Source organism: Thermococcus sp. (genome assembly GCF_027066465.1).
Lineage (GTDB): Archaea > Methanobacteriota_B > Thermococci > Thermococcales > Thermococcaceae > Thermococcus.
Map to the genome: position 1 here is coordinate 1 of NZ_JAMONU010000011.1, position 4,146 is coordinate 4,146.

Annotated in this window: 6 protein-coding genes; 5 read left to right on the forward strand and 1 reads right to left on the reverse strand. The window is 54.9% G+C overall.

The features are described from left to right. Positions 1-651 (reverse strand): aspartate/glutamate racemase family protein (locus tag MVK46_RS00600; protein ID WP_297534468.1); only part of this gene is annotated, 651 nt, incomplete at its 3' end. Positions 652-748: 97 nt separating this feature from the next. Between MVK46_RS00600 and MVK46_RS00605 the strand changes: the two genes are divergently transcribed. From MVK46_RS00605 to MVK46_RS00625, 5 genes are read left to right on the forward strand one after another with little or no spacing between them, the layout of a single operon-like run. Further along, the gene (locus MVK46_RS00605; RefSeq protein WP_297534469.1) at positions 749-1,357 is read left to right on the forward strand and encodes a nitroreductase family protein; all 609 of its coding nucleotides are present in this window, start codon (positions 749-751) and stop codon (positions 1,355-1,357) included. Positions 1,358-1,398: 41 nt separating this feature from the next. After that, entirely contained in the window at positions 1,399-1,734 is a 336-nt protein-coding gene (locus tag MVK46_RS00610) for a hypothetical protein (protein WP_297534471.1), read from the forward strand. Positions 1,735-1,737: 3 nt separating this feature from the next. Next, positions 1,738-2,880, forward strand: coding sequence for a tRNA uracil 4-sulfurtransferase ThiI (gene thiI / locus MVK46_RS00615; RefSeq protein ID WP_297534473.1), 1,143 nt, complete (start codon positions 1,738-1,740; stop codon positions 2,878-2,880). A 10-nt stretch (positions 2,881-2,890) separates the two neighbouring features. Continuing rightward, positions 2,891-3,439 carry a DUF998 domain-containing protein gene (locus tag MVK46_RS00620; RefSeq protein WP_297534475.1) on the forward strand — a complete coding sequence of 183 codons (549 nt, stop codon included), beginning with the start codon at positions 2,891-2,893 and terminating at the stop codon, positions 3,437-3,439. A gap of 41 nt (positions 3,440-3,480) precedes the next feature. Further along, the gene (locus MVK46_RS00625) at positions 3,481-4,059 is read left to right on the forward strand and encodes a hypothetical protein (protein ID WP_297534477.1); all 579 of its coding nucleotides are present in this window, start codon (positions 3,481-3,483) and stop codon (positions 4,057-4,059) included. The last annotated feature ends 87 nt before the right edge of the window (positions 4,060-4,146 follow it).

Below are 4,146 nucleotides of genomic sequence, written 5' to 3' on the forward strand. Positions count from 1 at the left end.
GGCCAGCCAGAGCGAGGCTTGGTTGCTGGTAACCACCGGAACTCCGAGATCGTTCTCGAGGGTCTCGATGATTTCGAAGGTCCTCCAGTTGGTGCAGCTTATGAAAATCGCCTCCGCCTCATCGGTGAAGCTCGCCTTCGCGAGGCGGTAAGCGGTGTAAGGTTCCAGCCTGCCGATTTCCAGGTTGTCCTCAAGACCGAGGCCCCGTATGTCGAGAACCGAGAACTCGTTTGCCTCAAGGAACTCCCTCTCCCGGGCGTTAATCTCGTCGGTGTAAGGGGTTATCACGATTAAGTCCCTCACATCGAGTATCTTCAAAGCCTCAACCACTGCGGTGCTGGTGCTTATTACCGGGACGTTAACGCCCTCCTCAATCTCCATCTCAAGCCTCTTTTCGTAGTCCTTTCCGCCGATGAAGGAACCGCTCGTGCACCCGTAGAGTATCAGCTCAACACCCGCATCTCTAAGCAGTCTGGCGCTCTCAACTGCCAAAGTGTTCATTTTAACCAGCTCTTCCTCCGTTACGTTCCTGAGCGGAACCCTGGCTGTGTGAAGCGAAACGCCCTCCGGCAGGTAATCGTGAAGCTCCATCTCCATCGTGGTGTTTGATGACGGCACTATCAGGCCGAGTCGTCCCCTCCACCCGTACATCTCTTCCACCCCTCTGGGTTTCTCAGAGGCTCTATTAAACCTTTGGTTTTGAAAAGGGATTAATACAATCGGCCGGACTCTCCCTTGGGGTGGGAGCATGGAGCTGGACGAGGCGATAACCAAGAGAACCTCCGTGCGCTACTTCCTCGAAAAGCCCGTACCTGATGAGCACATCAGGAAGCTCGTGGAGAGCGCAATCAGGGCGCCAACTGCGAGCGGTCTTGAAAACTGGCTGTTCGTCGTCTTCAAAAGTGAGGAGTCGCGGAGAAGGCTTTACGAGCTTATAGCGGAGGGCATGGAGGTTTATTACCGTGCGGTCAACCTGCCGGAGGAGAAGATAGAGAAGCTCAGACAGAGGATATACGAGGAGGGCATGTTCAGGGCGCCAGTTTACATAGCGGTCTTCATAGACAGGCGCGTTCGCTTCCTTCCGGGAAAGGAGTTCGACGAGGTTGAGTTCATCTGGAGCGTCGAGAGCGCCGCGATGGCGATACAGAACCTCATGCTCAAGGCGGTCGAACTCGGGCTCGGCACCGTTTACATCGGCGTAACCAGTTTCAGAGGAATTGAGGAGAAGGTCAGGGAGCTGGCCGGCCTCGATGAGAACCACTACCTCATGGGTGTTATCCCCGTTGGCTACCCCAGAAACGAACCGAAACCGAGGAAAAGGAAGAAGGGCGTTGACGATGTAATCCGCTTCATCTAAACTTTTTTATTTCCGCTCCTCGAGCTGAAGATGGTGAAAGGATGATAGAGTTCGTGATACTGCTCGGTATCATAGGCGGCTGGCTCGTGATGGCCTCAACGCTCTTCCTCATGCTGGCCTTCGGCAAGATGTGGGGATTAGTTGGGATACTGATTCTCGTTGGGTTCATAATGATGAACCAGCGCTGGAAAATCAGGTACATGAGGGCGATAGTCGACGCCACCCCAAGGGCTAAAGAGCTTGCGAGGCACATCTTCGAGATGAACGAGCTAATCCTGCTGTCTTCTTACCTGATGTCCCTCGTTCTCTATACCGTCATTCAGAAGTACGTTGAAATAGTAATCAAACTCCCCCATCCAATTCACCCGGTGGGTTGAGCCATGAACGTCGTCATCGTTAGGTACGGTGAGATTGGAACGAAGTCGAGGCAGACGAGGAGATGGTTCGAGAACATACTCATGAACAACATACGCGAGGCTCTGGTGAGCGAGGGAATCGACTTCAAGAAGGTCGAGGCCAAGCACGGGAGGATTCTCGTGAGAACGAACAGAGCGAGGGAAGCCGTTGACGTCCTGACGAGGGTTTTTGGCATAGTCTCGCTCTCACCGGCGATGGAGGTCGAGGCGAACCTTGAGAAAATAAACAGAACCGCGCTAAAGCTCTTCAGGAGGAAGAAGAGGGAGCTAGGCATTGAGAGGCCCCGCTTTAGGGTCACGGCGAGGAGAATCACCAAGGAGTTCCCGCTGAAGAGTCCCGAGGTTCAGGCCAAAGTCGGGGAATACATACTCGAGAACGAGGAGAGCGAGGTTGACCTTCACGACTACGACATCGAGGTCGGCGTCGAGCTGATGGACGGAAAAGCCTACGTCTTCGTTGACAAAGTTAAAGCCTGGGGAGGACTGCCGATAGGCACGCAGGGCAAGGTCGTTGCGCTCCTCAGCGGGGGCATAGACTCACCTGTGGCAGCTTTCCTGATGATGAAGCGCGGTGTCGAGGTCATTCCGGTTCACATCTACACCGGCGAGAAGACCCTTGAGAAGGTCAGGAAAATCTGGAACCAGCTGAAGAAGTACCACTACGGCGGAAAGGCCGAGCTTATAGTTGTCAAGCCGAAAGAGCGCGAGAGAATCCTTGAGAAGCTGAAGGAGCTCGGAAAGGAGAAGTACACGTGTGTCTTCTGCAAGTTCATGATGGTGAGGCACGCGGATAAGATAGCCAAGGACTTCGGCACGAAGGGCATCGTGATGGGCGACTCCCTCGGACAGGTCGCCAGCCAGACGCTCGAAAACATGTACATCGTCAGCCAGGCGAGCGACTTACCGATTTACAGACCGCTGATAGGCATGGACAAGGAGGAGATAGTCAGCATAGCGAAGAGAATCGGCACCTTCGAGCTGTCCACACTGCCGGAGGACGAGATACCCTTCATCCCGAAGCACCCGATAATCAGGGGCTCTTGGGAGGAGTTCAGAAAGCTCTACAAGGCGGTCTTTGGCGAGGAGCCGAGGAAGAGGGAGTGCTGAGGTGGTCGCGGTGGAACTCGAACGCTTCGCCCCCTACATAGCCATCTCCCTTCCCATCATCTTCATCGTTGGCCTTGCAATAATCATCCACGCCAACCCGTGGTTCTCCTTCACGAACAACGCGCTGAGCGACATGGGGTCCTTAAAAAACCCCAATCGCGGGCTCTTCAACGGCTTCCTGATGTTCTTCGCGGTAGTTGCAATGGTTCCGTCCGTTGTGGCCTTCAAGCACGGCCTCTCCTACCTGATGCCCTTCGCTCTGGTCTTCCTGTTCCTCGTCGGAGTTTTCCCCGAGGAGACCCCTTACCATACCCCCTCGGCAGTTCTCTTCTACGTTCTGGCTTTAGCTGATATAGCGCTCGTCGGGATAAAGCTCGGGCGGAAGAATCCCGTCAACTACTTCTGGAGCGTCCTCTCGGTTGTCGTGTTCCTCACGATGCTCTACCTAATTAGGGCGAGGGTCTTCAAGGGACTGGCGATTCCAGAACTCATAGGGGCGTTCTTTATCCTCGCGTGGTTCGTCTACATCGGCATTCTCCTCAGGGGTTTGAAACCCTGAGTTGGGGAAAGCCTCATAAAAGCCCGCCCGAAGTTCCGGTCATGAAAGCGGTCGCACTGCTCAGCTCGGGCATCGACTCACCCGTGGCAATCTACCTGATGCTCCGGAAGGGTGTTGAGGTAGTTCCTGTTCACTTCAGGCAGGATTCCATCAAGGAGGAGAAGGTTCACGAGCTCTGGGAGGTTCTGAGGAGGTATGGCAAGCTCGACGAGCTGATAGTTGTAGATTTTGCGGAGGAGCACGTTCCGGTGTTTGAGAGGCTGAAGGAGCTCAAGAAGGAGCGCTGGACCTGCGTCTTCTGCAAGTGGCTGATGCTTAGAAGGGCCTGCAGGATTGGGCACGAGGTCGGGGCGAGTGCGATAATAACCGGCGACTCCCTCGGACAGGTCGCTTCACAGACGCTCGACAACCTGCTCATAATAAGCCCTGCCAGCGACCTACCGGTTCTAAGGCCCTTGATTGGACTCGACAAGGAGGAAATCGTCAGGATAGCCAGGGAGATAGGGACATTCGAGATAAGCGCCCGCGAGGAGCCGGGGTGTCCCTTCACGCCGAGGTATCCGATAGTCAGGGGCTCGCCGGGCGAGTTCGAAAGGATTAAAAACGCCCTCAGTCTCTAGCATGTTTCAGCCCCCACAATGCCTTTAAGCTACCTTTCCCATCTATTTCCATGCCCGAAAGGTTCAAACCCCTTCAGCTGGCCACCT